Origin of the sequence: Streptomyces sp. NBC_01426 (assembly GCF_036231985.1) — a bacterium.
Lineage (GTDB): Bacteria > Actinomycetota > Actinomycetes > Streptomycetales > Streptomycetaceae > Streptomyces.
Genome location: NZ_CP109500.1, coordinates 7,400,685 through 7,426,685, shown reverse-complemented (window position 1 = coordinate 7,426,685; position 26,001 = coordinate 7,400,685). Strand labels below are relative to the sequence as shown.

At 69.7% G+C, this 26,001-nt stretch carries 27 protein-coding genes and 1 pseudogene; 12 read left to right on the top strand and 16 right to left on the bottom strand.

Annotated elements, in window-relative coordinates:
- Positions 1 to 183: 183 nt before the first annotated feature.
- On the bottom strand, positions 184 to 2,256 hold the full coding sequence (locus tag OG906_RS33285; protein ID WP_329448203.1) for a HelD family protein: 2,073 nt from the start codon (positions 2,254 to 2,256) through the stop codon (positions 184 to 186).
- A 120-nt stretch (positions 2,257 to 2,376) separates the two neighbouring features.
- Here OG906_RS33285 and OG906_RS33280 point away from each other — a divergent pair, with 120 nt between their 5' ends.
- Positions 2,377 to 3,105, top strand: a complete 729-nt coding sequence (locus tag OG906_RS33280) for an NAD(P)H-binding protein (RefSeq protein ID WP_329447743.1) — start codon at positions 2,377 to 2,379, stop codon at positions 3,103 to 3,105.
- Between the two features lie 671 nt (positions 3,106 to 3,776).
- On the opposite strand, the pseudogene OG906_RS43680 reads toward OG906_RS33280, so the two are convergent.
- Positions 3,777 to 3,884 (bottom strand): annotated as a pseudogene (locus tag OG906_RS43680) (DUF7638 domain-containing protein); the annotation flags it as partial.
- A 67-nt stretch (positions 3,885 to 3,951) separates the two neighbouring features.
- On the opposite strand from OG906_RS43680, the gene OG906_RS33270 reads away from it, so the two are divergent.
- Positions 3,952 to 4,833, top strand: a complete 882-nt coding sequence (locus tag OG906_RS33270; RefSeq protein WP_329448202.1) for an endonuclease/exonuclease/phosphatase family protein — start codon at positions 3,952 to 3,954, stop codon at positions 4,831 to 4,833.
- A gap of 207 nt (positions 4,834 to 5,040) precedes the next feature.
- Complete coding sequence (gene fabV, locus OG906_RS33265; RefSeq protein ID WP_329447742.1) at positions 5,041 to 6,255, top strand: enoyl-[acyl-carrier-protein] reductase FabV; 1,215 nt, start codon at positions 5,041 to 5,043, stop codon at positions 6,253 to 6,255.
- A gap of 245 nt (positions 6,256 to 6,500) precedes the next feature.
- Here the strand turns inward: fabV and OG906_RS33260 are convergent, their stop codons facing one another.
- Positions 6,501 to 7,043: an ArsR/SmtB family transcription factor gene (locus OG906_RS33260; protein WP_329447741.1), complete on the bottom strand. Its 543-nt coding sequence runs from the start codon at positions 7,041 to 7,043 to the stop codon at positions 6,501 to 6,503.
- 57 nt (positions 7,044 to 7,100) lie between these two features.
- On the opposite strand from OG906_RS33260, the gene OG906_RS33255 reads away from it, so the two are divergent.
- On the top strand, positions 7,101 to 8,006 hold the full coding sequence (locus OG906_RS33255) for a S41 family peptidase (RefSeq protein WP_329447740.1): 906 nt from the start codon (positions 7,101 to 7,103) through the stop codon (positions 8,004 to 8,006).
- A 279-nt stretch (positions 8,007 to 8,285) separates the two neighbouring features.
- Here OG906_RS33255 and OG906_RS33250 read toward each other — a convergent pair whose 3' ends face one another.
- The 3 genes from OG906_RS33250 to OG906_RS33240 form a co-directional block, all read right to left on the bottom strand.
- The gene (locus tag OG906_RS33250) at positions 8,286 to 9,056 is read right to left on the bottom strand and encodes a hypothetical protein (RefSeq protein ID WP_329447739.1); all 771 of its coding nucleotides are present in this window, start codon (positions 9,054 to 9,056) and stop codon (positions 8,286 to 8,288) included.
- 129 nt (positions 9,057 to 9,185) lie between these two features.
- A complete protein-coding gene (locus OG906_RS33245; RefSeq protein ID WP_329447738.1) occupies positions 9,186 to 9,845 on the bottom strand; it encodes a maleylpyruvate isomerase N-terminal domain-containing protein in 660 nt (219 codons plus the stop codon).
- Between the two features lie 214 nt (positions 9,846 to 10,059).
- Entirely contained in the window at positions 10,060 to 10,686 is a 627-nt protein-coding gene (locus OG906_RS33240; protein WP_329447737.1) for a hypothetical protein, read from the bottom strand.
- Positions 10,687 to 10,870: 184 nt separating this feature from the next.
- Here OG906_RS33240 and OG906_RS33235 point away from each other — a divergent pair, with 184 nt between their 5' ends.
- The 3 genes from OG906_RS33235 to OG906_RS33225 all read left to right on the top strand — a co-directional run bounded on the left by OG906_RS33235 (position 10,871) and on the right by OG906_RS33225 (position 12,376).
- Complete coding sequence (locus OG906_RS33235; protein WP_329447736.1) at positions 10,871 to 11,257, top strand: nuclear transport factor 2 family protein; 387 nt, start codon at positions 10,871 to 10,873, stop codon at positions 11,255 to 11,257.
- A gap of 169 nt (positions 11,258 to 11,426) precedes the next feature.
- The gene (locus OG906_RS33230) at positions 11,427 to 12,029 is read left to right on the top strand and encodes a 2'-5' RNA ligase family protein (RefSeq protein ID WP_329447735.1); all 603 of its coding nucleotides are present in this window, start codon (positions 11,427 to 11,429) and stop codon (positions 12,027 to 12,029) included.
- 71 nt (positions 12,030 to 12,100) lie between these two features.
- Positions 12,101 to 12,376: a hypothetical protein gene (locus OG906_RS33225; protein WP_329447734.1), complete on the top strand. Its 276-nt coding sequence runs from the start codon at positions 12,101 to 12,103 to the stop codon at positions 12,374 to 12,376.
- 65 nt (positions 12,377 to 12,441) lie between these two features.
- On the opposite strand, the gene OG906_RS33220 is transcribed toward OG906_RS33225, so the two are convergent.
- Both OG906_RS33220 and OG906_RS33215 read right to left on the bottom strand, forming a co-directional pair.
- Positions 12,442 to 13,341 (bottom strand): hypothetical protein, encoded by a 900-nt coding sequence (locus OG906_RS33220; protein WP_329447733.1) that lies wholly within the window; start codon positions 13,339 to 13,341, stop codon positions 12,442 to 12,444.
- Positions 13,338 to 14,351, bottom strand: a complete 1,014-nt coding sequence (locus tag OG906_RS33215) for an SPFH domain-containing protein (protein ID WP_329447732.1) — start codon at positions 14,349 to 14,351, stop codon at positions 13,338 to 13,340. Before OG906_RS33215 ends, OG906_RS33220 begins: the two co-directional genes overlap by 4 nt.
- A gap of 369 nt (positions 14,352 to 14,720) precedes the next feature.
- On the opposite strand from OG906_RS33215, the gene OG906_RS33210 reads away from it, so the two are divergent.
- The gene (locus OG906_RS33210; protein ID WP_329447731.1) at positions 14,721 to 14,900 is read left to right on the top strand and encodes a hypothetical protein; all 180 of its coding nucleotides are present in this window, start codon (positions 14,721 to 14,723) and stop codon (positions 14,898 to 14,900) included.
- Between the two features lie 396 nt (positions 14,901 to 15,296).
- Here OG906_RS33210 and OG906_RS33205 read toward each other — a convergent pair whose 3' ends face one another.
- From OG906_RS33205 to OG906_RS33195, 3 genes are all read right to left on the bottom strand, one after another.
- The gene (locus tag OG906_RS33205) at positions 15,297 to 16,229 is read right to left on the bottom strand and encodes a class I SAM-dependent methyltransferase (protein ID WP_329447730.1); all 933 of its coding nucleotides are present in this window, start codon (positions 16,227 to 16,229) and stop codon (positions 15,297 to 15,299) included.
- A 330-nt stretch (positions 16,230 to 16,559) separates the two neighbouring features.
- On the bottom strand, positions 16,560 to 18,038 hold the full coding sequence (locus OG906_RS33200) for a hypothetical protein (RefSeq protein ID WP_329447729.1): 1,479 nt from the start codon (positions 18,036 to 18,038) through the stop codon (positions 16,560 to 16,562).
- Between the two features lie 133 nt (positions 18,039 to 18,171).
- The gene (locus tag OG906_RS33195) at positions 18,172 to 18,696 is read right to left on the bottom strand and encodes a SigE family RNA polymerase sigma factor (protein ID WP_329447728.1); all 525 of its coding nucleotides are present in this window, start codon (positions 18,694 to 18,696) and stop codon (positions 18,172 to 18,174) included.
- 216 nt (positions 18,697 to 18,912) lie between these two features.
- Here OG906_RS33195 and OG906_RS33190 point away from each other — a divergent pair, with 216 nt between their 5' ends.
- The 3 genes from OG906_RS33190 to OG906_RS33180 all read left to right on the top strand — a co-directional run bounded on the left by OG906_RS33190 (position 18,913) and on the right by OG906_RS33180 (position 19,969).
- Complete coding sequence (locus OG906_RS33190) at positions 18,913 to 19,122, top strand: hypothetical protein (RefSeq protein ID WP_329447727.1); 210 nt, start codon at positions 18,913 to 18,915, stop codon at positions 19,120 to 19,122.
- 18 nt (positions 19,123 to 19,140) lie between these two features.
- Positions 19,141 to 19,344 carry a hypothetical protein gene (locus OG906_RS33185; protein WP_329447726.1) on the top strand — a complete coding sequence of 68 codons (204 nt, stop codon included), beginning with the start codon at positions 19,141 to 19,143 and terminating at the stop codon, positions 19,342 to 19,344.
- 271 nt (positions 19,345 to 19,615) lie between these two features.
- Positions 19,616 to 19,969 carry a RidA family protein gene (locus OG906_RS33180; RefSeq protein ID WP_329448201.1) on the top strand — a complete coding sequence of 118 codons (354 nt, stop codon included), beginning with the start codon at positions 19,616 to 19,618 and terminating at the stop codon, positions 19,967 to 19,969.
- Between the two features lie 110 nt (positions 19,970 to 20,079).
- Here the strand turns inward: OG906_RS33180 and OG906_RS33175 are convergent, their stop codons facing one another.
- From OG906_RS33175 to OG906_RS33165, 3 genes are all read right to left on the bottom strand, one after another.
- A complete protein-coding gene (locus tag OG906_RS33175) occupies positions 20,080 to 20,406 on the bottom strand; it encodes a hypothetical protein (protein ID WP_329447725.1) in 327 nt (108 codons plus the stop codon).
- Between the two features lie 205 nt (positions 20,407 to 20,611).
- On the bottom strand, positions 20,612 to 21,256 hold the full coding sequence (locus tag OG906_RS33170; RefSeq protein WP_329447724.1) for a dihydrofolate reductase family protein: 645 nt from the start codon (positions 21,254 to 21,256) through the stop codon (positions 20,612 to 20,614).
- A gap of 193 nt (positions 21,257 to 21,449) precedes the next feature.
- Positions 21,450 to 22,958 carry a DUF4246 domain-containing protein gene (locus tag OG906_RS33165; RefSeq protein WP_329447723.1) on the bottom strand — a complete coding sequence of 503 codons (1,509 nt, stop codon included), beginning with the start codon at positions 22,956 to 22,958 and terminating at the stop codon, positions 21,450 to 21,452.
- Positions 22,959 to 23,156: 198 nt separating this feature from the next.
- Between OG906_RS33165 and OG906_RS33160 the strand changes: the two genes are divergently transcribed.
- Entirely contained in the window at positions 23,157 to 23,807 is a 651-nt protein-coding gene (locus OG906_RS33160) for a hypothetical protein (protein WP_329447722.1), read from the top strand.
- A 165-nt stretch (positions 23,808 to 23,972) separates the two neighbouring features.
- Here the strand turns inward: OG906_RS33160 and OG906_RS33155 are convergent, their stop codons facing one another.
- On the bottom strand, positions 23,973 to 25,235 hold the full coding sequence (locus tag OG906_RS33155; protein ID WP_329447721.1) for a DUF6357 family protein: 1,263 nt from the start codon (positions 25,233 to 25,235) through the stop codon (positions 23,973 to 23,975).
- Between the two features lie 72 nt (positions 25,236 to 25,307).
- On the bottom strand, positions 25,308 to 25,961 hold the full coding sequence (locus OG906_RS33150) for a DUF6357 family protein (protein WP_329447720.1): 654 nt from the start codon (positions 25,959 to 25,961) through the stop codon (positions 25,308 to 25,310).
- Between the last annotated feature and the right edge of the window lie 40 nt (positions 25,962 to 26,001).

Below are 26,001 nucleotides of genomic sequence, written 5' to 3'. Positions count from 1 at the left end.
GTCTGTCGGTGCCTCCCCCCTCCGCTCCTGCGGCCTGTTCCGCACGAGCGTCCCGCACCCTACTGGCGCGGCTGCGGCGCTGTCCGTCCGTCCGGGCTCCGAGGGGTTGCCGGGTACGACAGTTGCATGACGCGCGGTAGGGCAACACGGCCAGGGCCACTGGTCCGCCGTCCCTACTGGGTCTCAGGCGGGCTGGACGGTGATGGTGCAGAGGCGCTTGGTGGCCCGGGTCAGGGCCACGTACAAGTCTCTTTCCCCGCCGGGGCGGGCCGTGATGATTTCCTCGGGGTTCATGACGACGACCCCGTCGAATTCCAGGCCGCGTGCCTCGGACGCCGGCACGATGCGTGCGTGGTGAGCGATGCCTTGGGCCGTCAGGTCGCTCACCCTGGTGTCCGCGCAGATCACGCCGAGAAGCTCGCCCGGGTGCGCGGTGCTCTGGGCGCGGAGTTCCTGAACGACGGTGGTGACCAACCCGTGCGCAGGTGTGGTCACGGTGCGAGGGCTCTCACCGCTTCGCAGTGACTGTGTGGGTTTCTGGTCCGGAGCGATCCGCGCGAGCAGGTCCCGGACGCTCTCCAGGATCTCCTGCGTGGTGCGGTAGCTGACGGTCAGGTGGTGCAGTGCGAACCGCGGTCCGACGTGGGGGCTCAGTGCCTCCTTCCAGTCGCGTGCCGTCGCGACCGGGCCTGCCTGGGCGAAGTCACCCACCAGTGTCATCGCCCTTGCCGGGCAGCGGCGGACGATCATCCGCCATTGCATGGCGGTCAGTTCCTGCGCCTCGTCGACGACGACGTGCCCGTACGTCCGCTCGGGGGGGCCGTCGACCAGGTTCGCGGCCTCGTCCAGCAACGGCACATCGGCATCGGTCCACGGGTCGTCCGGCCGGCGCAGCAGAAGAGACCGCTCCTGCGTGGTCAGGCGGGGCAGGCGCTCGGCGAGCGCGCCGGCGTTCGTGAGGAGCGCCTTCACGAGGTCACCGGGTAGCAGTCGCGGCCACAACGCCTCGACCGCTCGGTCGACGCCGGCGTCGTCGAGGAGATCGGCGCGGATGGCGTCCAGGTCCAGCTCGTGAACCGGGCCCGAGTCGTCCGCACCTTCGACACGGCGCTGGGCCGCTCCCGTGAACCGGTCGAGGTCCAGGCCCGTCATCCTGACGGCATCGGCGTCGATCTGCTCCAACAGGTCGCCCATGTCCCGTTGCATCGCGTCGGTGACGGCGTCGACCAAGAGCTCCCTGAACACCTGGCGCGCGGGGTTGTGCCCCGGTGCGGCTGCCACGGCGGCGTCGCGTGCCGTGGCGACTTCCTCGCCGGACAGGTGAACCAGTTCCTGTCCGACCCGCACGGTGAAGTCACCGGCGGGGGCTTGGTGGACACGCAGCAGACCGGCCAAGGCGTCGGCGAGGTCGGAGCTGCCCTTGAGACGTGCCGTGTCGAACGGGTCCACCGTGTCCGTGGAGACTCCGGCCAGTTCCCGGCAGGTCGCCAGGACGACGTCGTTCTCTCCGAGCGAGGGAAGGACCTGGGAGATGTAGTCGAGGAACCGGGCGTTCGGGCCCACCACCAGGACGCCCTCCTCCGCGGCGCGCGGGAACGCGTACAGGACATAGGCCGCCCGGTGCAGGGCGACCACCGTCTTGCCGGTGCCGGGCCCGCCCTGCACCACGGTCACCCCGCGGTGGGCGGAGCGGACGATCTCGTCCTGCTCGGCCTGCAGCGTCGCGACAGCCGCGTGCATCCTGCCCGTACGCCGTGCCGACAGGGCCTCGGTCAACGGGCCGTCCCCCACGACGTCCTCGTCGGTCGGGGCGGTGCCGTCCAGCAGTTCGTCGCTCACCGAGATGACCGTGCGCTCCGCGAGGCGCAGGTGCCGGCGCCGCCGCAGGTCCATGGGGTGGACCGGTGTCGCCTCGTAGAAGGGTCGCGCCGCGTTCGCGCGCCAGTCCACGAGCAGAGGCAGATCATCCTCCTCGGTGTGCAGTCCGATCCGCCCGATGCGCAGGGCCGTGCCATCCGTCCAGTCGATGCGCCCGAACACCAGCCCCTTTTCGGCGCCCTCCAGTCGACCGATTTCCTTGGCCAGACGCTCGGCGGCGATTTCTCTCTCATATGCCTCACCGGCGCTTTCCGCCGGGGCCTTCAGCACACTCGCTCGGTGTACTCGCGCCTCGGAAAGCCGCTCGGTGAGCAACTCATACAAGGAGGACACATAATCCCGCTCCGATTCAAGCGCACGCACAGCGGGATCATTCATTTTGGACAACAGGGGACTCCTTCGATTCGAGCCACACCGTACGACCAAAGCCCCCTGAAGGTAAGTCTTGACTTACTTGGTGAGCCATGGCCTTACGGCTGAATCCATGGCGGCTTACCGATGGCGTGTCCCGCATTCCGCCGTTCCGCATGTCTTCGCCGATTACGCTTCCGATACCTGCCTGCCTGCCTGTCTTATGGCGAGCCTGCCGCCCTTGGGTGCCGACAATGTTTTGCCGCGCCCGGGAAAAGAGGGAAGCCGGATGGCAGGTGTGTTCACGGCGCCGAGCCCCGTTGGCCGTGCGGGAACGCGGACGCCGTCGTCTTCACCGCCGGATCCAACGGCGGCAGCGCACAGACCACGAAGGCGATCGACGGCGACGGCCTCACCCGAGCGATCGAGGCGACCCGCCACGCGGGCATCCGGCGCCTTACCCTGGTCTCCGTCCTCCGCGAATCCTGGCGCGAGCGCAACCTCGACGACGAGGTCGAGTACTACTTCACCGTGAAGAAGCAAGGCGACATCGCCCTCAGCCGCAGCGACCTGGACTGGCTGATCCTCCGGCCGTCCCTGCTCACCGACGACCCCGGCGTGGGAACCGTCTCCCTCGGCACGCTGCCCGCCTACGTGGCGCTTTCCTGGCCGGAGGACGCGTCTGTTGCCCTCGTTCACCGATGCATCGGCTGGACCTGTCCGGGCCGCCGCCGAGAGCGGAGACCTGTTTCCTCGACGCCTGGCCGCCTCCGGCCAAGCGGCCTGAGGACCTGTCAGTCCAAGACGTCCAGGAGGTCGAGCCAGGAGCCTGCGTCTTCGGCGGGGCGGGGCCGCATCGGAAGTGGATCCGGGTAGGTCTCCGCAGCGGCCCTCGCGCGGACGATGTCGGGCCCGCCGCACGCCGCGACCGCGAAGGCGCCGAAGACCTTGGCGAACGCGGCCGGGTCGCGAAACTCCACGCCGAACGCTCGGCCGTCCCGCAGTGGCACCCACACCACCCGGTCGGTCCGTGCCCATGCCGGCACCGGCTCGCCGTCCGCGGTCGACCGCCCCTCCAGCCACAGTCGTGCCACGTGCAGCAGGTTCACCTTCTCCATCGGCAGCCGCTTGCGTCTCACCCGCAGTTCACGTGCCGTCAGCTCGACGCGCTGGTCCTTCTTCGGGTACCAGACGACGCCGATCCCGAACGGCGCCCACAGCAGGATGCCGATCATCGGCCAGACCAGAGCGTCGCCCCACGATCGAAGCAGCCCACCATCCAGCAGGTACAGGGCCCCGAACGCCAGAACCCACTTCGCCGTCATGCGCCAGAATCCGCTGCCCTGCCGGTACAGGACCCGTCGCTTCCCCGTTATCGCCATCCCCGCACGATATCCGTCGTCCCGAAGCCCACCGTGGGCGTCCTCCGGCACTGCGGGGGCCTCCGTCTCTTTCGTCAACACCTTATTGCGCAGGGCCTGCTTGCCCGGGTCTTCGAGCGCGCGCTGCGGATACGAGTGGTAGATCTTGACCGCGGGGGCGAAGGAGAGGTCCGTGAGGAAGTAGGAGCCGCCGTTGCAGATGATCGCGTGCCGCCAGGTGCCGGGTACGCGGACGCCGTCCGCCGTGCGATGGGTGATCCGATGGCCGATCATGCCGTGATGGTGCCGGACGGGCCGACCGGGAAGCACCTCGATGGTGCGTCGAGGGCGCCGTGTGATGATGTGCGTCAACCTTGGGGAGGCGATCGTGCCGAGAAGGGGCGCGCGGTGGGCCGCGGGCGCGATGACCGCGGTCTGCCTGGTGCTGCTCCTGGGCTCCAGCGCACCGAGCGGTGGCGCCCCCCTCGCCAGGCCGCTGCCGTTGGACGCCGCCGAGGAAGTCGTACCGGACCGGGTCGGCACGTGGAACATCTGCAATCCGTGCGGCGGGAGCGGGCACAACTTCGGCCGGGCGACGGAGATCGCCACGTACGCGCCGCAGGTCATCGGCCTGCAGGAGGCGTGCGTACGTGACGTCGAGGAGATCCGCACGTACCTGGAGGAGGTCTACGGGCTGGTCTACCGGGTCGCGTACGGCTCGGTCCTGCGGAACTGGAACCGCTGCGGGGGGCTGCCCTGGCGGCCGGGCGGCTTCGGCCAGGCGATCCTCTCGGCGGCGCCGATGACGGACCGGGAGAGTGTCGAATACCCCGACGGGGGCTCCGAGGACCGCGGATACCTGGCCGTCACCACGCTGGTGGGCGGTCGGCCCGTGCGCGTCTTCAACACCCACCTCGCCCAGCGCCAGCAGGAAGAGGTGCGGGCGGGACAGGTGGGGGTGCTCGCCGCGGAAGTCGCCCGACACCAACGTGCGATCGTCCTCGGCGACTTCAACGCCGTGCCGGACGCTCCCGAACTCGGCCCGATGTGGGCGTTGGCCTCGGACACGGACCCCGGATGCGGCCCCTCGACCGTCGGCACCGACGCCTGCGCGGCGACCACCGATTGGAACAGCACGTTCGACTACGTGTTCCTGCGCGGCATCACCGCGCGCACGCACCGCGTCAGGCCCAGCCCGTACTCGGACCACCACTTGCTTCACACCGACCTGAACCGGGGCTAGACCATCCTGTTGGGATCATCGGATCCTTGACCCATGACTGTCGGCCATCTTCGCGATCGGCACAGTGGGGGAACACTCCAAGGCCGGCTCATGATCATTGTTCCTGTCGGGGCCACCGCGAGCGGGGAAGCCGGCTCAGACTGGTCGGGCGTGGCCGGCCGGGCTGGTCGCCGCGTCCGTGTCCCGGCCGACCCAAGGACTGGCATCTTGAGCGAGCGTGTTCTCACCCCCCGGAACCGGGGCTTCCTCTTCCTCGACTCCCACCCGGCGGGCTGCCGGCAGTTGGTGGCCGACATGTGGCAGGCATGCCCGGCCCCCTCCGGCGTGCCGGAGGGCGACGGGCCGGTCGCGCTGGTCATCGGCTCCTCCGCCGGATACGGTCTCGCGGCCACGCTTGCCGGACTCAAGCGCGCCGGGATCCGCGGTATCGCGGTGTCCTTCGAGAAAGCCCCCACCGTGCGGCGTACCGCGACGGCCGGCTGGTATCGCACCGCGGCCACCGCCGACATCGCCCGCACCGTCGGCCGGGACCTGGTCTTCCTCAACGGCGACGCGTTCTCCGACGCGATGAAGGATCAGGTCGCCGATCTCATCGAGCAGCGTTTCGGCGGTCGATTGGACTACCTGATCTACTCGGTGGCCGCGCCCCGGCGCATCGACCCCGACACCGGTACCGCCTACGCTTCGGTCCTCAAGCCGATCGGCCAGGCGAACCGCACCAAGACCCTCGTCTTCGACGACGAGGGTGTTCCCGAGGTCCGCGAGGTGGAGACCGGGCCGGCCGAGGGCGACGACGTGGAGCAGACCGTGGCCGTGATGGGCGGCGCGGACTGGGAACGCTGGATCGACCACCTTGCCGCGCGAGGACTGCTTGCCGACAGGTTCTCCACCGCCGCGCTGTCCTACATCGGCTCGTCGCTGACGGCGGCGATCTACCGGCAGGGCACCATCGGCGCGGCCAAGGCTGATCTGGAGGCCACCGCACGCACCCTGAACGAGCTGCTCGGCAGGACAGTGGGTGGGTGGGCCGTGACCTCCGTCAACGCTGCCGCCGTCACCCAGTCCTCCACCGCGATCCCCGGCATCGCCCTGTACACCGGCCTGTTGCGCGGCGTCCTCGGCGAGGACCTCGTCCCGCCGATCCGCCAGCTCGCCGCCCTGTGGGACCAGCTCACCGGCGCCGCGCCGCTCGACCTGGACGACGAGGGCCGGATCCGCCTGGACACCTTCGAACTGACCGACGACGTCCAGGCAGCCGTCGCTGAACGCTGGGAGTGCGCCACCACGGCGACGATCGCCGACCTGGCCGACCTCGACTGGTTTCGCGCCGAGGTCCGACGCCTGTACGGATTCTCCGTACCCGGCATCGACTACACGGCACCGGTCGCCACCGACATCCCCTGGCCCGACCACACCCCCTGACCTGCATCAGGAGAAGCGCCAGGGAAGAGCGGCCAGGAGGGCCGGGTGCGAGGGCGGTGACCTCGGCTACGTTCCGGATGCCGGCCACCGCCCGCACGGTCCGGGCGGTGAACGCGGCCTGCATGGCGGGCCTGCGGGCCCGCCACCGAGGCGGCGACCCTCGGCTGAGCCGTGGCGCCGCCCGCCTTCACCAGGGGTGGCCTGGCCGTGCTGTCTCGTGAGGTTGGCGCCTGAGGTTGGTACCGCTAGCCGGAGCTGGTGGCGCCGGCCGGCAGGGCCTGCTGATAGAGCGCCACCAACACGCCGTGCAGGGGCCGGTCTTCTGCCTCCTCCTCGGCTTCGTCGACCAGTTTGGCGAGGATCTCGCCGAGCTCTCTCGCCTTCGTGGGGCTCAGGCGCAGGTGGCGCAGTGTCAGGTGGGTCTCGACGGGTGAGAGGTCCAGTTCCTGGGCGAACGCGGCGAACATCGCTGCGGTGCCTGCCGCTTGGGGTTCGGCGACGACCATGTGGCGGGCCGTGCGTTGGTAGTACTGCTCGGTGCCGCCGCGGACCTGGCGGGTCTCGGCGATGTGGATCAGCCCGGCTTCGCGGAGCACTTTGAGGTGGTGTGCCACGTTGCCCTTCTTCGCTTCGAGTTGCGCCGCAAGCTGCCTGACGGTGGCGGGCCGGTGCCCCAGGGCGAAGAGCAACCGCTGGCGCAACGGGTGGGCGAGTGCCGCGAACTGCTCTGGCGCACCGATCTCCAGAACATCCTCGGGGGGTGGCAGATGGGTAGGCTGATCACGCATACCCAAAGTGTCTAAAGTTGTTGACGCTTTCGCAAGGGCAATGCTCTACTCCCTGCCATGACGACTCCAACGAAGCTTCAGACGGCCCCGGTTATCGACGAGACAGCCCAACTCCTGTCCGAACACTACGTTTTCCCCGAGATAGCCGAGCAACTCGCCGGCCTGCTGCAACGACGTCTCGCCGAGGGCGCCTACGACGTCGAGGGCGCCGAGGAGCTCGCCCGGTTGGTCACCGCGGACCTGCAGTCCGTCAACGGTGACCGACACCTGAGACTGAAGCACCACGCCGACCCGGTGTCCCCGAAGCAGGGGGCGGCCACCTTGGACGCCATGCGCCGGGACTTCGACACCACGCTGGGCGGTGCCCCCCGGGTGCAGTTGCTCGACGGAGGGGTCGCCGTGGTGGAGCTGGCGCCGATGCTGTTTCCGCTGGAGTGGGCCGCCGAACCGCTGGGCGCCGCGCTCACCCTGGCCTCCCGCGCCCAGGCGCTGATCATCGACCTTCGCGGCAACCGGGGCGGCGACCCGGACACGGTCGCCTTCGTCTGCAGCTACCTGCTCGACGAGCGCACCCACCTCAACACCATGAGCTGGCGCGACGGCGGGCGCAGCGAGCAGTCGTGGAGCCTGCCTCACGTTCCCGGCGCGCGCTTCGGTGGCAGCAAGCCGTTGTACGTGCTGTCCAGCGACAGCACCTTCTCCGCCGCTGAGGAGTTGGCGTACGACCTCCAGCAGCTCGGCCGCGCCGTGGTCGTCGGCGAGCGCACCCGCGGCGGCGCACATCCGTGCAGGGGCTGGACGGTGCACCCACACCTGGAAGTCACCATCCCCATGGGCCGCGCCATCAACCCCGTCTCCGGCACCAACTGGGAGGGCATAGGCGTGCAGCCGGACATCCCTTGCGCTGCTGCCGACTCCCTCGCCCAGGCCCACGCGCTGGCCCTCGCCCGACTGGCAGACTGACCCGGTCGAGGCCATCGACAGCGCGGCGCGGAGCGCCTTCCCCTGTCCACGTCAGCGGCTGACCTCGGCGGCGGACGCCGTCTCCGGCGGGGTCGAGCGGGAGCGCGAAATCGGTGACTCGCTTCTGTCGCCGTGGCGTTTCGCGTCACCACGCCGGGAACCCAGCTCGGGGACGGCAATGAGCTCGCCCTACCTCGGCCGGCGGGACCGTGACCTGCGTCGGCGAGTCCACCAGAGCGAGCGAGGCGCAGGTGGGGGCGCCGGTAGCCTGGGGCCCTTCTATGCGATGAGTTCGTCCATGTGCCGCTGCAGGGTGAGGATGTCCGTGATCGTGTGCAGGCCCTGGCCGGGACCGGGCTCGCCGCCGTGCGGCCCTTCCCCGTGTGCGGCGGCGACCGCACGGACCTGGTGCGCGGGGTCGGGCAGGTAGGTGAGGCCGTCGACCGAGAAGCGTGCCCGCCCGCCTGGCCGCGCCGCCTCACGGCCCGCGAGGTCGACGAGTTCGGGCGGCCGGGTGAAAACGCCGGCGTAGAACTCGATCACCGGGGTTTCGTTCAAGCCGGTCACCTGCCGCACGTACGCGGCCCGGAAGTGCCCTCTCAGTTCGATCGACAGAACGTCGCCGACCCGCAGGAAAGTGACGGACCGGGTTGAACCGGGTCGGCGGGACAGCGGAGTGGGCGCCGTGCGCAGCAGTTTCTTGATGTCTGCAGATTGTCGTTCGAAGGCGTCTGAGAGCGCTACCGCGTCGTTGAGCGCGTCCACCGCCGCGATCGCCTCAGCGGTGATCGCCGGATCGTGGAAACCGTACTTGTGCAGAAGCGTGGCGAGCGCGACTCGGACCACGTCCTTCGTCGCGGGGCGCGCCTCCTCGGATTCGAGCAGGCAGCGCCACCGGGCGAGGATCGGGGGAATCACCGCGCGGGCCACGTCCTCGTGCGAGCAGCCCGGGTAGCTCATCTGGTGAGCCACCTGGCGCGCCAGATCCTCGTCCAGCGCCCGTACGTGCCCCCGTGCGGCCAGCTTGTCCAACACCTGCTGATGCCTCATGCCGCTCCCCGTCCGCGCCGTTCCAAGGGGGCCAGGCTACGCAATGTGGTGCGGCTGCCCGACGGGGCTACCGCACCGAGGGCGAGGATCGGAAGTCCTCGTCCCCGCCAAACCAGCGGTGGGGCCGGATCAACCCAGGACGAGCGGGAACCTCACCGCGGTATCGCGTAGTTCGGCCCGCTGCGCGTCGGTGGGCGCGATGCGGCCGGTGCCGACCAGGAGTGCGTCCCGGTCGGTGAACGACGTCGGGAACGCCGCGCCGGCGATCCGCTCCAGCATGGCGCGGGAGCGGGCCAGGCTCTCCCGGGGCGGCAGGGTCCGTGCCCCCGGGAGGTGGGCGATCAGGTCGAGGTGGTGCAGCGTCCATTCCAGGACGTACGCGCCGAGGTAGTCGCCCACGGTGAGGACCTCGTCGCGCGTACCCACCCGGGCCCGTGGATCGGCGAGTTCGGCGGCGCGGCCGGCGGCGGAGCCGACGTCGTCGAGGTGGAACCGGAGCAGGTGCGGGTCCCCGTACGCGGCGGCCAGCCGGACGGTGAGGGCGTCGAGCGGGTCCTCGTCGGTCGGGGGTTGGTCCTCGACATGCCAGTAGGTCACCGCGTCGACGGTCGGGTTCGTCTCGGCGGGGGTGGCGAGGGTGATCAGAACGTCCTGGGCATCGATGACCAGGTGGCACACGAGGTCCCGTACGAGCCAGCCCGCGCAGCCCGACGGCCGCGCGAAGTCCGGATCCGGGATCTCGGCGACCGCCGTGCGCAACGCCGTCCAGGAACGGGTGAAAAGGTCCACACCGGCACCGTAGTGCGGCGCCCCAGCGGCAGACAAGCGCGGCCGGCCGGTCCGGCCGGGCCGTGTCCCCGCCGCCTACTGCTCCACCTATGGGGCAGTGGTTCTCTCTCCATCGTGGGCACAGCGGCCGGGGGAAAGACCTCACCAGCCTGTGCACCACTCAGGTGACCGTGAGGGGCGCCGTGGTCACCGTGGCCGCCGCGCTCGCTGCCGGTTATCCGAGGAGTCGGACCAGGGCGACCGGGAGGAACGCGGGTCGGTGGGGCTGTCCGACCTGGTACGGCACATAGCCCAGCGAGGCGGCGACCTTGACCTCTTCGGTCGTCTCCGCCTGGAAGACGAGCCGGCAGGACCCTGACTCGGCCCTCGCGCGCTGCCAGAGAGCGGGAGCCGGTTTGCGTTCCGCCTCGGTGCGGGGGGTCAGGATCCGGCCGCCGAAGTCCTTCCACGCGAAGGGCTCAGGCCCCTTCCAGGTAGCGTCGACTTCCTTCTTCAGCCTGGCGGCACGCTCGGCGTCAGTCGCGCCCCATGAAGGCGGAACGTTGGTGATCAGCCCGATTCTGATGTGGCGCTCACGCAGGGCGCGCAGGTACGAGGCCGCTCCGGACTGGTAGGTGATGCTGCCGTCGTCGGCGGTGTGCACGAGGGTCTCGCCCAGATCGAAGTACACGACGGGGCAGTCTTGCCGGCCCACCGTACGCGCGACGGAGTCCACACCCGCGACCCCGCCCACGCCCCCGGGCGCCGCGGTACTCACCGTGGTACTGAGCATGGTCGACGCCAAGGCCGCACCGAGCGCGAGGCCCACCCGGCTTAACTTCTTGGAGGCGGATCCGTTCATGGCGTCGCAGCCCTTCTCCTTTGTGCACCGCACTGGTACACGATTGTCCGGAACATGACATGCAGGTGTCGCAGAGTCTCTCACATGGGCGTCCGACGAAGCGGTACCTTCCCCCACATCGCACCTGAAGGCTCTCCGGTAGTTCGGTTGCGGTGAGCTTGACCGCCTGGGCGAAGATGCCTGCATGAGCCAAGAATCGGGTGAGGTGCGCGAAGCGATCGCAGGCGAGCTGCGCCTCATGGACCCCGGCGTGCGCAGTTCACGCTCGCTCGCCCGACAGCTTCTGGACCCGGACTTCACGGAGGTCGGTGCTTCGGGGCGGCGATGGACGTATGACGAGATGCTTGCAGCGATGCCCGAGATGGACGGTGCGGCAGAAAGCGGTCCGCGCTACGAGCCCTCGAAGTTCACCGGAGTCCTGCTGGCACCCGGACTGGTGCACCTCACCTACGAGACCACGTTGGATGGCACCAGGGCACGGCGGAGTTCGCTCTGGCGCAAGCAGGGAACTGCTACGACGTGGCAGATGTACTACCACCAGGCCACCCCCATCCCGCCCGACAGCAAGTAAGGCAGGCGGTGCATCGGCGCTTCACGGACTGGTCCAGGGCCCGGGTGTGGGCCAAGCCCCCACGCTGACAGACACCACCGCGACCAGGCTGACCGCCTTGACCATGCCCAACTCGCCTCCCTCGAAGAGCGATGGGCGCAGTATTCGGACCGGCTGCGATGATGACGGCATGCCAGATCCAGGGACCACCGCCGTCGTCATTGTCTTGCCCGATGCCGCCCCGCTCCTTGACGCGGCGTCGGGTATCGACCCGGCTCTGGTGCGTCGTGGGGTACCGGCGCACGTCTCGCTCCTCTACCCGTTCGTGCCGGAATCGGCGCTGACGGGCCAGGACGAGAAGGACGTGCGTTCCCTGGCGGCGAGTTTTCCGGCGGCTGATCTGCTCTTGGAGGAGGCCGTGACGGAGGCCGGCTTCGTCGCCGTCACCGTTCCGGGACTCCAAACTACCGTTGACGCGTTCCGCGCCCAGTGGCCCGGGTCGCGCCCGTACGGGGGCCGCTTCGGGGCGCGGCCCGCCGCCCATGTCACGATCGCCATGGGTGCGGACGACCCGACGACTGCCGCCCGTGTCCGCGCTGTGATCGACACCCTGCTGCCACTGCGCGCCCGTGCGGCGGCGGTCCAGTTGGTGGTGTTGACGGAGGAAGGCTGGCAGTCGCGGTTCACCGTGCCGCTCGGACCGGATGGAGACCGGGCTGCTGCCGCGATGGAGGGAGACCAGGTCGCCCCGTATCCCGGGCCCTCGGGTGCGGGCGCCGGGGGGCTGGTCTAGCGTCGAAGGGGTAAGGAAGCACCGGCCCCCGCCGGGCCGGTACCCCGAGCCCCGGAGAGCAGGTGCGTCGCATGCGCGCGTCGACCCGTACCGCAGGCGTCCTCGCCGGTCTGGCCCTCGCACTCGGCGGCCTGGCCCCCGCCGTCCACGCCGCGCCCACGGACATCCCGGCCTGTACGAAGACTGCGGAGAGGGCGGGTGTCCAGGTCACCGACGCCGTCACGTCCGCCTGCACCCGTGGCGTATCGGGAGACGTACAGGGGTGCGTGAGCGGACTCACTGCCGCCGGCGTCTCCGGTGGCGCCGCCAACGGTGCCTGTCGCGAGGCGGCCCACGAGCCTCGCTAGGCCGTTCTTTCGCGCATCGTCCTCCCCGTGGGTCCGCAGGGGCGCCAGCGGGCCGGGCAGGACGCTCACGTCACCAGGCGCAGTGACGTTCCGGCGATGCCCAGCCGTACGCTCTGGCCCCAGGTCAGCACCAGGGCGTCGCTCTCCATCCCGTCGCCGAAGACCACGATCCGGTCCGACTCCACGGTCAGCTGCAGCTCCTGCCCCCGCCCCAGCTCCCCGGCGACCTTCGTGGTTCCGGTCGTCGGGGAGGGCCAGGCCTCGCGCACGAACCACAGGAGCCGCCGATCGCACGGTGCGGGCAATCCCGCGGAGCTGCCGCGCTCCAGCCACAGGGAGCGCAGCCAGCCGGTGGCGCCGGTACCGGTGCCCACCAGCACCCCGGAGGATGCCTGGGCCTCCCCCGGGCCCGTCTCGTCGTCGGAGCCCAGGCGGTAGCGGGCCGTCTGGTGACCGGGCGAGCCCAGGTAGATCTCGTTCAACGCGAGAAGGCGCTGGGTGTCGTCCGCGACGGCCTCGACCATGGTCAACTCCTCTGCCCGGCCCCCGGCGGCGATCGCCGCGCGCAACAGGGCGGCCGCGTCGGCGTGGCGGTGACGGACCAGGACCCCCGGGTTGCGCCCCGGGTCGGTGTCGATGCCCACCACCGGCTGTCCGCGCAGATACTTCGCGGTGTTGGCGACCAGGCCGTCCTGGCCGACCACGACCACCACGTCCTCCGGGGCGAACAGGAAGCGGTCCAGGTCCGCCCGCTCCACCCGGGAGCTGCGCCAGGTGAGCGGCACCGCCGCGGCCACCTCCCGCAGCGCCTCCCGCGTGCGGTCGTGGCGGCGTACCACCTCGTCGATCGAACGGCCCCGGCTGGAGAGGAAGAACGCGGCCTGCCCGTGCGTCCCGTGCCGGGCGAGCAGCTCCTCGTACTCGGTCCTGCGGTGCACGAGCACCGCCCGGGGTGCCAGGCTCACGCTCCCGCGCCGCCTTCCGGACGTCCGAGCCTGGTGAGGAGCCCGGTGAGGACGTCGGGAGAGAGCGTGATGCTCTCGATCCGCGGCAGGTTCTCCGCCAGCCGGGTCGCCGCCAGGGCGTGCAGCGTGCCCGTGCCGGCTTCGCCGTGCACGCGCAGCCAGGCCGCCTGGACCTCGGCGCGCGCGGCTCCCGTCTCGCGGGCAGCCTCGGCGTCCGCGCGGGCCAGGGCGACCTTGCGGGCCGCCTCGGTCTCGGTTTGTACGCTGTCGGCCGCCGCCTTCTCCTCGGCCTCGCGGCGGGCGTTGGTGCCGCGTTGGTCGATCAACTGCTCCTCGCGTCGCGCCAGTTCGATTTGACTGGCCAACTCGTTCTCGGCGATGGCGCGTTCACGCTCGACGGCGACGGCCCGCCGTTCATAGGTGGCCCGGTCCGCCTCCTGCTGGATCTGCTCGCGGGCCGGGGTGCGCAGGGCGCGCTCCACATCGGCCTCGGGGCGGATCGCCACGACCCGCACGGCCACCACCTCGATGCCGGTGGCCGGGAGTCTGGGCTCGTCGGCGAGACCGGCGGCGACGCGTTCCCGCACGGAGGCGACACCGTCCACCAGGGCGGCGGCCAGCGGAGTGCGGGCCAGTACGTCCAGCGTGTGCTGCTGCGCGGTCTCGGTGAGAAGAGTGGCGATCTGCTCCAAGGGTGCGCCGCGCCAACTCCCGGTGTCCGGGTCGACGGAGAAGTCCAGTCGGTCCGCGGCCTCGGCCGGGTCGCTGATCCGGTAGGTGACGGTGGCCTGCACCGCGACGTCCTGGAAGTCGGAGGTACGGGCGTGGAAGGCCATGGCCAGCTCCCGGTCGTCGACCGGCACTTCGGAAAGCGCCGCCGACAGCGACCGGTACCAGAAACTGAGCCCCCGTCCGTCGTGGACGAGCCGGCCGCGCTTGTGGTGGCGGATGTGGGTGGTGGGCGCGGAGCGCAGATGACGCCAGCCGAAGCGCCGGGTGATGTCGGCCATGACTGAACCCCCTTCATTTCGTCAGGACGACGATAACGAGGCCGACGCATATCGTCAAGGGGACGAAAAGAGAGGATCGGGGGCACTGGACCAGCAACAACGGAAGGCTTCAAACGGATCCTCGGCCTGTGGGACGGGGCTGCCCGGCGCGGGCTCGGTGTCATCGTCTGCGCCAGTGTGACCTGAGCAGGGGGCAGTCACGGGCCGGCGGAGGTACGCGTGGGGCACGTGCTCAGGGAGTTCGTCTTGGCGACCTGACCGATGTGTGGATGGCGCCGTCGATTGGCCCGATTCTGAGACAAGCTGCATTCGCGCCCGTTAGCCTTCACGGAAGTTCGCAGGACTCATGTGCGCACGGCGGAGGCGATAGTGACGACGAAGATGTGGATCGACCCGAGCAGTCACTGGAAAGCCACGGGGCAGCTTCAAACGGACGGTAGCTTGAAAAACGCCACCGTCGATGACAACAACGGAATCACGAGGGAACGCAACCACACGTTCTCCTCGGAAAGCGATTTCATCTCCTGGGTCAGGCGACACACCAACTGAGGCCGATCTCGCACTGATCGCGACGCACTGATGTGACGCACTGATCGCGATACCGAGCACGAATCTGTCTGAGGAATGACGTGTCCGGCCGGTGGTTCGGGAGTCGACGGGATTCGGGACGTGGATTCCGGTCTCAGTACCGCAGGCCGGACACGCCGCCTCATGAGCGTGCCTCTTACCTGCCCCGCGCCCCGGCACGAGAAGCGCATCGCGGTCAGGCCCAGTCCTCACTCATCGCCTCCGGGGCGGTCGGTCTCGGATGGAGCCTCGGCGGGACCGGCATCCCGTCTTCACGATTCGCCGAGCGGGCCCCCGCTCCCGGGCGCTGGGGACGCTGCCGGCCTCGTCCGCCGCCCTCGGGAGGCTCGGCCTCCGCCGGCGGCAGCAGCACCGTTCCTACAGCCAGCGACGCACCGTGCGGGTCAGGACCGGGGGAAGGAGGTCTCTGGCCAGGCGGCGGGCCAGCGGGCTCCGCCGGGGCGGGGTGCGCCGCGACGGTACTGCCGCAGGGACAGGAACCGGCTCCGGGGCCGGGCCGGGGGCGGCCGTCTCGTGGCGGGAGCGGGGGTGCGGCGGGGGAACCGCCTTCCGGCCGGTGATCCGGATCAGGGGTGCGCCGGCCACCTCCTCCACGCCGTGCCACAGATCCTCGCGGCCGGCCAGGAACACGGCCAGTTCCGTGCGCAGCGGTTCGGGGTCGTCCCACGTCGCGTACATCTTGTGCTGGGTGATGCACAGGACGTGCAAGCGCCGCGCGTCCACGGCTCCCCAGACGGCTGCCGCGACGCCCGGGCAGTGCTCCGCCCTGAAGTCGTCGAAGACGACGACCGCTCCTGGGGCGGCGAGCAGTCGCGAGGTCTCCACGTCCGCGTGCACGTGCGCGTACAGGTGCGAGGCGTCGACGTGAACGAAGCGGCAGGAGGCGGGCCGGACACGGTCGGGCAGGATCGCCGTCACCGCCTGCACCACCGTCGGCAACTCGTCATGAAATGAGCGGTAGTTGGCTTCGAACGCCTGGCGCGTCAGGGTCGCGTACGAGCGTCGCATCTCGTCGTCGTTGCTGTCGTCCTCGGCCGGGGAATCGAAGAGGTCGCAGACCGTGAACTCCTCCCCCTCCTTGAGGTATCCGCCGAGGAAGATGGCGCTCTTGCCCAGATAGGCGCCGAGTTCCAGGAGGTCTCCGCCACCCGACGGGTCGGCGTTCTGGCGGCTCAGGAACCAGTCGAAGAGGATCTGGTCGGCCGGCCAGAACCATCCCTTCACCTCGTCCAAACGCGTCGGCGCGGGCAGGTTCGGGAGTTCTTCGGGCTGCGCAAGCGGTGCGGTCATGAAGTGGACATCCCCGGGAGCGAGGTGGATCGGTCTGTCCGGCGAGAATGCGGGTTCCAGGTGACGGCACGGCGAACGGCCGCCGGCCGTGCAGCGGCACCCGGACGCACACTGTCGGTACACCACGCGGCCCCGCCACCCGCGCGGGACGGCAGTGTCGAAGCCCATGCTCACAGGACGGTCGAGCCGCTGCCGACCGGGCGGCGGCCGGAGTCGCTTTGGCCGACCCCGGGCCGCCTCCCCTGCACGACCGCGGTCGTGAAGGGCCACGTCGGCGCCACGTGTGCAGCCGCACGCGGGCGGTTGCCTGGCGGGACTCCGCGCGAGGGGTCAGCCGAACCACTTCGGGTCGAGGGCGATGGCCTTGATCTGCTCCATCGTCAGGATGGGCTTGGCCCTGGTGGCCGCCTTCGACTGGTCGCCGGTGTTGAAGGCCGACACGACGACCCGGCGCCCGTCCGGGCGCAGTGTGTCGACGCTCCACCAGACCACGCCCGAGCCGCCCTTCTCGCCCGACTTCTGCTCGGCCAGCACCCGGGTGCCGTCGGGCAGGACGATGACGCCCGCGCCCTCCATGCGGTCCTTGAGGGCTTCGCCCATGCCCTCCTGGACGTTGACCTGGACCAGCGAGGCACCCTTGCCGTCGTCGAGCACGAGGGCGCCGTAGCCGGGCTGTCCGGACCTGCGCAGGATCTTGATACCGGACTTCGGCACCAGGGACTCCAGCACCCCTACCGTGCCGCCGTGGCCCGCGTCGCCTTGACCCGAGTCCCCCTGATCCGTTCCTCCCTGGTCGGGCGTCTGGCCCGTTCCACCGGACGGCCGCGGGTCGCCCGGGGTGGTGCCGCCCGTGCCCTTGCCCGTGCCCTTGTCGGTGGTCGTGCCCTTGTCGGTGGTCGTGCCGGTGGTGTCGCCGGCACCGGTACCGGTGCCCGCGGAGGCGCCGGGGCTCGACCCGTTGCCCGTGTTCGCGTCCGACGCGTCCGTCCCCTCCGGCGCCTGCTGGGGCGCGGGCAGCCGGCTCAGGATCTGGCGCCACAGGGACGAGGTGGTGAAGGACTTCAACTGGGACTTGTTCAAAGGCGGGTTGGGCCGACTGACAGGCTGCCCCTTCTCGGCGGGAGCGTTCCACTCCGACACGTCGACCTGGTATCCCTCACGGGTGACCAGGACGGCCCGCCAGAGCTTGGTGGGCTCGCGCTTGTCCGGGTACTCGTAGCCTTGGAAGAGGTTCAGCCTGCCGCCGTCCGGCAGTTTCTCGACAGCGCAGGAGTCATAGGGATTGAGCTCGGGATCGGGGCACCCCAGCATGTCTTCGGCCGCCTGACCGTGCGGGTCGGTGCGGGCGAGGCCCACGGAGATCGCCGCGCGGCCCTTGCCGTCGTCGTACACGCCGGCCACCATCGCGTTCGGCGACTGGTCGGTGCCGCCCGGCACGCGGGCCGTGGTGTCGCTCACCCGGCCGCCCGACAGCAACTGCCGGTAGATCTCGATCAGTCGGGCCGCGCTCACCCCACCAGCCGGCTGCACGGGCTGCGGGGCGGGGGCGGCGGCCGGCGGGGTGGTGGGGACGGGGGCGGCGACGTTCGCCATGCCGTCCTTGCCGGTGCCGAGGAGACCGCCTCCGTAAACGCCGGCGGAGCCGACGACGGCCAAGGCCAGCGCCGAACCGCCGACGACGGCAGCCCGACGGCGGGCCACCAGCCGGCGTCCGCGCCGTTCGCCGGAGGCCACCAGGTCCGGGCGGTCGGGGACGAATCCGTCTCCTGTGCGCCGCAAGGCCGCACCGAGTTCATCTTCAAAGGGCATGCCGAGTCACCTTCCGAGTGGTGGTGGGGAAACGCGCCGGCGTGTGACCCGGCGACGGACATGACGGGAGCGAGGGATGGGGTGGCGGGCAGGATGGGCCACCGGGCTCAGGTGGCCACGAACGCCACCGGGCTCAAGTGGCCACGAACACACTGAGGCTGCCGCCCAGTTCGGCGCGGAGGCGGGCGAGCGCCCGGGAACTGCGCGTGCGCACCGCGGCCGAGGTGACGTTCATGGCCTCGGCGGTCTCCTCGACGCTGCGGTCCTCCCAGTACCGCAGCACGAGCACCGCCCGGTCCTTGGGGGCCAGGTGGCCGAGCGCCTCCAACAGGGTCAGCCGCAGGACCGGATCGGCTCCCGCGACCGGCATCGCCGTCGTCCCGCCCGACTCGGCCGGGACCGCGAAGGGCCGTTCCCCCGCGGAGCGGCGGCGCTTGTGCTTGAGGAACTCCCGTACCAGCACCGTCTGCGCGTACGCCGCCGGATTGTCGATGCCGGAGGTCCTCCCCCAGATCAGGTACATCCGACCCAGGGTCTCCTGCACGAGGTCCTCGGCGAGATGGGTGTCCCCACTCGCCAGCAGACAGGCCGACCGGTAAAGACTTCCCGCCCGGCCCTCCGCGAACTCGCGGAACCCCTCCCTGTGTGCTTGCCGCATCCCCGTCCCCCTCGCGTCCGACTCACCCCATTGACGCGGCAGGGGTGGGGAAATGTTTCACCCCACAGGGAGGGAATTGGCGGAGCTCCGGCGTCCGGGCTGTGGAAGTGGACGTCGACCTCCCCGCGTTCACATCCTTCCGCCACGTACGGCGCCGGCGCGACGTCATCGTCGTACGCGGTCTCCCGCCGCCCGCCCGCCACCGTGACCGGATCCATGACGGGCGGGGAGGCCGGGCCCGAGATCCATGTGGAGGCCTGCGCCTCCGGCTCCGGCACCATCCACGTGGCTGCGGCCGACCAGTACGCATCCAGCCGGGACCTGCACCTGCACTTCTGGGACGGCAGCCACCGGGTGGACCGGGTCCGGCCGGGTTCCGACGCCGGGGACGAGGCAAGTCCTCGCTGCTGCGAGCGGGCCTCGTAAGGCAGGACGCTGGCGGTCGTGGCCGGCGGCGCCGACGGCACGCTGACCCTGTGGGACATCGGCGATCCGGCCCTGCCGCGCCGGCTCTCCGGGCCTACTCCGGCGACCGATGCCGACACCGTACGGTTCGGTGCCGACGGGCCTACGCTGGTCACCGCCTCCGGCCTGGGCCCGAAGGACGCTTCGTTGGGGCAGGAGTCCATCACGCACTTCTGCGGCTGACAGAGGGCGCCCAGCCTCGCGGCCGGCCTCGACACCGGTGAGGCGGGCCCTGCCGAGGCCGGCGGTGAGATCAAGCGGTCAGCGCGCATACAAATGAATCCATCGAATATACGACCAGGGGTGTCGTCATCTGCGGGAAGGCTCATCAACACGACGTCACGGACGGTGGCAACCGAGCCGGTGCGATGGGCGTATCACTCTCGATGATTCGAATGGAGCTGTTGTGGCGGTAGAGCGAACAGGAGTCAACCCGTGGGCGTGGTCATTGGAGATGGGGTACAGCCAGGGTGAGATCGTCTCCGGGCAGACCCGAACCCTGTACTGCGCCGGGCAAACCTCGATGGGCGACGACGGCAAGCCCCGGCACGACGGTGACATGGGAGCGCAGCTGGCTCTGAGCCTCGACAACCTGGAGGCCGTGCTCGGCGAAGCCGGCATGTCACTCGCGAACCTCGTCCGACTCAATGTCTACACCATAGACATCGATCGACTGTTCGAACATCACGACCTACTGAAGTCGCGGCTGAGCGCCGCCGGGGTCACACCGTCGATGACGATGCTCGGGGTGGAACGGCTGGCCATGCCCGCCCTGATGGTCGAACTTGAGGGAACCGCCGTCGGGTGACGCGACGTCGCCGCCTCCGGCAGACCTGCCGGAGGCGGCACGCGGAGCAGGCCGGTTCCAGCAGCGGTCACCCGCGACGGGGGGCCTGGCCCTGTCGGGAGGCCGGCGGCCTAGGAGGACCTGCGGCGCAGAGCGCGGCGAACCCCGTAGAGAACCACGAGCAGCACGATGACGACGATGATGACGATCAGAAGTGTCTTGAAGAACCCACCCTTCTTCTTGCTCTTCTTGGCCTTCTTGTTCCCGGTGGTGGCCAGGACGGGGGCGCTCTTCGGCGCCTGGATCCCGGTCACCGCGCCCGCCCGGGACGAGAGACCGCCCTGCGAGAGCGCGACGGTGACGGGAGCCTGCCGCACCGTCGGCGCGGCCGCCGCTGCCGACGCCGCTCCAGGGCCGAGCAGGAGGCCGGCGAGCACGAAGAGGGGTACGAATGCCACCGCCACGGGGTGCCTTCTTGAGATCTTGCGCTTCGTCACTGTCTCCCCTTGTCTGTGACGCTCCGACCGGGGCCGGGCGAATTCCGGCCGGCCTGAGGCCTTGGAGCATCGTCGACGAGTTCGACCGCCTCGGCAAGGGGATGCGTGCGGCAACACCGTGTCCGCGCGTTCCGCGGCGGCGCGGGCCCGCCCTGCGCGGGGTGCCCTACTCGCCGCTTCCGACGCCGCGATCGGGTGCGCTCATGTCTCCCGTCGCGGGCGTACCGTCGGCGATGCCGTAACGCAGGTACACGGTGCCCTTGGGGCTCGCTGCCGGGGGTGCGAGGAGGGTGACGTTGGTGGGAACCGCGCCATCGTCGAACAGCTTCTTGCCCACGCCCAGCACGATCGGATGCACCCAGAGGTCGAGACGGTCGAAGAGCTTCTCGCGCAGGAGGCTCTGTACGAGGTTCAGGCTCCCGACGACCTTCACGTGCTGGTGCCGTTCACGGATCTCACGTACCGCGGCGGCGAGGTCCGGGCCCAGCTGTGTGGACCCGGCCCACGAGAGGTCGGGCCTGCCGCGGGAGGCCACGTACTTCGGGACACTGTTGAAGAGCGTGGCGATCTCGCTGTCCTCACCACCCTTCTGGTGGGGCCAGTAGGCGGCGAAGATGTCGTACGTCCGCCGGCCGAGCAGCAGGGCGTCCGTGCCTTCGTACGCGGCACCGACCTGTGCCCCGGCGACCTCGTCCATCAGGGGCGCCTGCCAGCCGCCGAACGGGAACCCCACGGGGTCCTCGTCGGGGCCGCCGGGTGCCTGCCCGATGAGGTCGAGGGTCGCGAACATCTCGATGTGGATGAGGCCCATGGCTTACTCCCGATGCGTCGACTGTCTCCGTCAAGAGATAGACCGGCGAGAGCCCGCAAACTCATCGCCGCGCCAGAAACCGGCTTCCCGTTCTCCCGGAACCTCGCCGATGGCGCACTGCCCGCACCGCATCAGCACCACCGCCGGGGCCCGCCACACCTTCCTGACCTCATGCATTCATGAGCGAGGAGGTTCAGTGCTCGCAGAGGGAGAATTCTCGCTCGTAAAGCTGCTCGTTGTGTTCGTCGACGAAGAACTTGCGTTCCCGCATGAGTTCTTCGCGGTAGTTCTTGGCCTGCTCAAGGGTCATGGTCGAGGTGTCGGACCAGGGCTGTTGCGGGGGCACGTCGGATGTCGAAACGATCTTCTCCGACGGGTCGACCAGGAAGAACGCCAGAATCTTTCGGTATCCCGGGCGCGTGGCATCGGTCAGGCGGAATGAGCCGACGCGGTGTTGCAGGATGTTCGGGAACGCCAGGCAGCGGCCCGCCGGGGTCGATGTCGATCCCAGCACCTGGTTCAGTGCTTCCTCGTTCTCCAGGCCGTAGACCTCACGCATGCCGTTGTCGTCGTTCTGTTCGTAGTCCGGGTCGTCGAGTGCCGCACGGAAACCCAGCCGGCTTTCGGTGATGTTCTCGCTGTCCCAGTAATAGATGCCGGTCGATACGATCCGCTCGTTCAGCATCCCCTCGACATGCCAGGAGCCGCCGGCGTACTCGGGCTTGTCCGGAGTGAGATGAATGGTGGCGAGCTTGACGATGACCTGGAGACGGCGGCCGCGCAGGTCGACTCGGGCGGATTCGTCGGGCAACTCGGGCGGGGTGAAGGCCGGGGCGTCCGGGATGGCCGGGCTGCGGTTCTCCCACCAATCGTTGTGGGCCGCTTCCCAGGCATCGCGGGCTTCTGCGAAGGCTGCGTCATCACTGTAGGAGGTCTTGTTCGGATACTCCGGCTCCGAGTCGTACCACCCGTAGGGATTGGCCTCGATCCGCAGGGGCCGCGGATGCAGCAGATCCGTGAGCACGTTCTCAAACATCGGACGCAGGCACGCGAACAAGTCCGGCAGGACGGAGACCAGTTCGCGATGAGTCTCGGGGTGGACGTTGTTGACGTACGAGCGGAAGGCGACGGCGCCGTCGTCACTGACGTCGACGTCCGTGGGCAGCCACTGGAACTTCTCCGAGAACTCGTACCTCGCGTAGCGGTCCGTCGGGTTCTGCCAAGCCTTCTCGGGTGCCCCGCTCACCTCTCTCACCAGGCAGAACAGTGAGGGATGGACCAGATCCAGTACCTGGCCGTCGGATCCGGGATGCCAGTCCCGCTCTTCTTCGGAGACCTGCTCCAGCACCCGAACCGCCTCGCGCAGCCGGGATCCGAGCGTGTCATCGACCAGTGTGTCCGATTGCCACACCCCGTCGACGGCGGACACCTCGACGCCGGTCCGTCCGTCGCGGAGCGCGGCGTAGTGCGCGAGTTCGGCGAGCACGTAACGCACCTGCGCTTCGGTGAGGCCCTGGGCCATCGCTTCCTGCGTCCACCTGGCGACGATGTCGGCATCGTTCATCTTGTCGAACCACCCCGGCTTCTCCCGGATGAGCGCGCTGCACTGGATCATCTGAAGTTCCCGCAGTGTTCGGGGTGTCGCGAACGATATGGAACGGGACGTTTGAAAGGGCAGCGGGAAAGCAGACTGGGCGGTCAATTCTCTTGTTCCTTGCAGTCGGTGTGCGGTGGCCGGAAGGATACTTCAGCGCACTGACATCGCAGCCTTGGCCCCTGTCATCACTTCGGCCTCCGCACGGACGCGTGTGGTACCCAACTCCAGGTCCGACGGCAGTCCGGGGACGGGAACCGGCGCGTGCCGGATCCCCTCTTCGTGAGGGACCGAAGGGGGAAGTGGATGGTGGGGAAGACGGTTCCGGGGGCCGGGCGCGTGGTGGTGGCGGGGCTCCTGTGCATCCTGATGGCGGGGTGCGGCAGCACGGCGGCGGGAGGGGCGGCGGCAGGGCCTGCGCCCGTGCCCTCTCTCTCGCCGACCGCCGATTGCGGCCTCGACACGACGACGGACGACCCGAGCGGCGGGTACGCGGGCCCGCCCACGGACGAGGAGACCGGCGGATACGCGGGCCCGCCCACCGACCAGGAGACCGGCGGATACGCGGGCCCGCCCACCGACCAGGAGGCCACGGCCGGCGGCGCCGGTCCGCCGACCGACGGGGAGATCGGCAACGGGGGCGGCCCCTGCGGGCCGGCGGACTGGTTCGACTTGACCCGGGACTTCCAGGGCTACCTCGGGGAGCACCTCACCAAGGCCGACGACGGCACCGTCTCCCAACAGTCCGTACGCGAGACCCGCGTACGGAAGGTGAGCGCCGCCGGCGAGGCGCGGATCACCTTTGTCTCCTACTTCACCGACGACGCGCTCAGCCGCAACGCCGCGCTCCGTCTGGCCCGACTGTTCGCCGACTGGCGGCGCGAGGTCTACGGCGACACGGGCAAGGTGTCGGTCCGCACCACCGAAGGGACGGTCCTCGTCACCTCGGCCTGGTGACCCCCGCAGCCGCGCGTCCCCCACACCACGCGGTGGTGCGCGGCTGTGGGGTCCACCGCCCCGATCCCGTCCGGCCCCCGGACCCCGCCGACGGCCACTGACCGCGCGGCGCCTCCTGCTGAAGCTCCGCTGCGGCGACGGCGCCTGGGCGGGCTCCCGCTGGGGCTACCGGGCGTCGCGCCGCCGACGCGCGCGCTCGAACTCGGCGACATCCGACATCCAGGGACCGTGCTCTTCGAGTGCGGCGCAGCCGCCGCGGACGAAGGCGCTCACCATTCTCCGGTATCCGCCGATCCCGTCGACCAGGCTGTACTCGACCCGGTACTCCGGATCCGACCCGCCTTCGCCCTTGCGCAGCGTCGTGATCCGGGCGAGGGAATCCGCGTAGAAGTGGAGCTGGATCCCTTCGCCCATCTCCTCGTCCTCGATGGTGAACACTTCGTTGTCCGCGGCAGAGCGATCGCCGACGAACTCCCAGAACTCGGCGGTGGCAGTGCGGGGACCGTCCCGGACCCACTTCTGCTCGGCGCCCTTGTCGTCGGTGAACGACAGGGCCGTCTTCCTCGCACTCCCGCCCAGGTCGGCGCGGTGGCCGTCGGCCTCCTCGTCGTCCTCCATGGGGGTGTTCCTGGAACGGTCCGCGGCCTCCGAGCACATCAGGACGCTCACGGTACGTACCGCGTCATCGACGAGCTCGGGGTGTGCACGGCGCAGGGCCGCTTGGACCGTGGTCTCCATCCGATTCCAGTCCCGCTTGTCCGTGGCGCGCTTTCCCCGTCGCGGATTGCGGCCGATCCGCATCCCGGCGCACGCCTGCTCCGCGGTGGCGATCACCCGCATGACCCGGGGCAGTAGTGCGGGGTCGACGGCATCGGGCATCCGCTTGGCAACCGTCGCGCCGTGCAGATACTGGCCCGTGTACTTCAGCATCGCGGTGTCGAGTGGACCGAGTACCGCTCCGCGCTCGGCGCGACGGCGGTTCGCGTGGTACTCCTGAGCTCGTTTCCCGTTTGACGTCTCTGTCGCGGCGCGCAGCGCCGCGCATACCTGACCACGCTCGAGTAGCCCGATGTCGGCCCCGTGGGCGATGAGCCGGCTCCTGTCCCACCGGATGCGCTGGAAGAGCGCGTCGACGTCTGCGGGCGCGGCAAGGAGGATCGGGTCCAGGAGCGCGACGGCGGCGTTCTCGTCGAGCCGGCCCCGGGTTCCGGCGTCCTCGCACAGCGGAAGGACCGCACTCCACAGCAGCAGGTGTCTGGCCAGGTCCTCTCGGATCACCGCAAGATGGGCTTCGCTGATCGAGAACGTGAACGTGCGAGGATCGTGATTGGCGTCGGCCCCGGCACCGAGCATCAGCTTCAGCCGGCCGTCCTCACGGATCACCTTCGGGATCCAGCCGCTGTTGCGCGTGAAAACGATGTCTTTCATGGAATCAGTCTTTCCCCGGAACGGCGCCGGCCGGTATCACGGTGATGTCGCAGCCCATCCGCCACCGTCTGTTCACGACCACCGTGCGAATTCGGCGTCGAGGCGTGGGTCGGTGCGCACCCAGACTTCGCCGCCGGTGGCCTCGGTCGGGGCGTCGACGCGTTCGAGGCCGAGGAACTCGATCAACGTGAGCAGTTCGGCTCGTTCGGCTCGGTCTTCGTCGACATCATGCGAGTCGAAGAAGACGTAGTACTGGTCGCTCGGGTCCACGTAGCCCGAATCAGCCCAGATCCGGGCGATTTCTTCGATCGCCGCTGCTTCCGTCGTGATCGTGGCGGCGCGGGCGGCGCCGCGAGTCTCCGGTGACGCGTCGAGGTCGGCGAGGTCGGAGAACCACTGGCCGAAGCGGTCGAGGCCGGCGTATCCGTTCTCGAAGAACAGCATCGCGCTCGGTAGGTAGCGATTGCCCCGGTCGACCTGGAGGTATTCCGACCGGGGTTGGTTCGCATCCTTGGTCCGGGAGATCACACCTTGCCCGGGCATGAGTACCAAACTCTGCCCCGACGGTTCATCGTTGATGGTGTAGGTGTCGGAATCTCGACCACGGAAGAACGCGGAGAACGCCACATAGGCTTCCTGAGGGTCGCCCACGGAGACCTGCTGGTCGTTGCCATCGCCGACAGTGAAGACGAACTGTTTCGGTCCGGGCTTGTAGGGGCGAGCCATATGCGTCCTTCGTTCACGTGTGCCATCTCAACCAGCGTAG

Coding starts and splice junctions, on each gene's coding strand:
- OG906_RS33285 (WP_329448203.1), bottom strand. CDS start 2,256: ATGAATGATCCCGCTGTGCGTGCGCTTGAATCGGAGCGGGATTATGTG.
- OG906_RS33280 (WP_329447743.1), top strand. CDS start 2,377: ATGGCGTGTCCCGCATTCCGCCGTTCCGCATGTCTTCGCCGATTACGC.
- OG906_RS33270 (WP_329448202.1), top strand. CDS start 3,952: ATGTGCGTCAACCTTGGGGAGGCGATCGTGCCGAGAAGGGGCGCGCGG.
- OG906_RS33260 (WP_329447741.1), bottom strand. CDS start 7,043: ATGCGTGATCAGCCTACCCATCTGCCACCCCCCGAGGATGTTCTGGAG.
- OG906_RS33255 (WP_329447740.1), top strand. CDS start 7,101: ATGACGACTCCAACGAAGCTTCAGACGGCCCCGGTTATCGACGAGACA.
- OG906_RS33250 (WP_329447739.1), bottom strand. CDS start 9,056: ATGAGGCATCAGCAGGTGTTGGACAAGCTGGCCGCACGGGGGCACGTA.
- OG906_RS33240 (WP_329447737.1), bottom strand. CDS start 10,686: ATGAACGGATCCGCCTCCAAGAAGTTAAGCCGGGTGGGCCTCGCGCTC.
- OG906_RS33235 (WP_329447736.1), top strand. CDS start 10,871: ATGAGCCAAGAATCGGGTGAGGTGCGCGAAGCGATCGCAGGCGAGCTG.
- OG906_RS33230 (WP_329447735.1), top strand. CDS start 11,427: ATGCCAGATCCAGGGACCACCGCCGTCGTCATTGTCTTGCCCGATGCC.
- OG906_RS33225 (WP_329447734.1), top strand. CDS start 12,101: ATGCGCGCGTCGACCCGTACCGCAGGCGTCCTCGCCGGTCTGGCCCTC.
- OG906_RS33215 (WP_329447732.1), bottom strand. CDS start 14,351: ATGGCCGACATCACCCGGCGCTTCGGCTGGCGTCATCTGCGCTCCGCG.
- OG906_RS33205 (WP_329447730.1), bottom strand. CDS start 16,229: ATGACCGCACCGCTTGCGCAGCCCGAAGAACTCCCGAACCTGCCCGCG.
- OG906_RS33200 (WP_329447729.1), bottom strand. CDS start 18,038: ATGCCCTTTGAAGATGAACTCGGTGCGGCCTTGCGGCGCACAGGAGAC.
- OG906_RS33195 (WP_329447728.1), bottom strand. CDS start 18,696: ATGCGGCAAGCACACAGGGAGGGGTTCCGCGAGTTCGCGGAGGGCCGG.
- OG906_RS33190 (WP_329447727.1), top strand. CDS start 18,913: ATGACGGGCGGGGAGGCCGGGCCCGAGATCCATGTGGAGGCCTGCGCC.
- OG906_RS33180 (WP_329448201.1), top strand. CDS start 19,616: ATGGGGTACAGCCAGGGTGAGATCGTCTCCGGGCAGACCCGAACCCTG.
- OG906_RS33170 (WP_329447724.1), bottom strand. CDS start 21,256: ATGGGCCTCATCCACATCGAGATGTTCGCGACCCTCGACCTCATCGGG.
- OG906_RS33160 (WP_329447722.1), top strand. CDS start 23,157: ATGGTGGGGAAGACGGTTCCGGGGGCCGGGCGCGTGGTGGTGGCGGGG.
- OG906_RS33155 (WP_329447721.1), bottom strand. CDS start 25,235: ATGAAAGACATCGTTTTCACGCGCAACAGCGGCTGGATCCCGAAGGTG.
- OG906_RS33150 (WP_329447720.1), bottom strand. CDS start 25,961: ATGGCTCGCCCCTACAAGCCCGGACCGAAACAGTTCGTCTTCACTGTC.